This window comes from Pseudomonas sp. HY2-MNA-CIBAN-0224 (genome assembly GCF_040310285.1).
Classification (GTDB): domain Bacteria; phylum Pseudomonadota; class Gammaproteobacteria; order Pseudomonadales; family Pseudomonadaceae; genus Aquipseudomonas; species Aquipseudomonas helleri.
In genome coordinates this window covers 1-248 of record NZ_JBEOPQ010000783.1, presented here as the reverse complement: position 1 = coordinate 248, position 248 = coordinate 1, and the positions used below count along the sequence as shown (strand labels likewise).

At 38.7% G+C, this 248-nt stretch carries 1 protein-coding gene; it reads left to right on the top strand.

The window, feature by feature from the left end:
• Nucleotides 1-248: hypothetical protein (locus AAEZ03_RS28440; RefSeq protein WP_350583317.1), on the top strand; the 248-nt coding region annotated here is incomplete at both ends.

The window sequence follows — 248 nt, the reverse complement described above, 5'->3', positions numbered from 1 at the left end:
CCCAACAATATTACGCTTACCTTGATATGTTGACATTTAGCCCTGACCCAATTGAACAGGGCACTGAATATAGTATTGAATCTTTAGCAATTATACTTGCTACAGATATGACCTTAGTAACATCAACTAAGAAAAATGACCTATGGGCTAAATATCAGCTGGCTGCGGCAAATTATTTAGCGTCACAAGGACTGCTTTCAGAAAGCCTTGTTTATGCGCGCCAAGCTATTGTGTCTTTTAGCCAATTA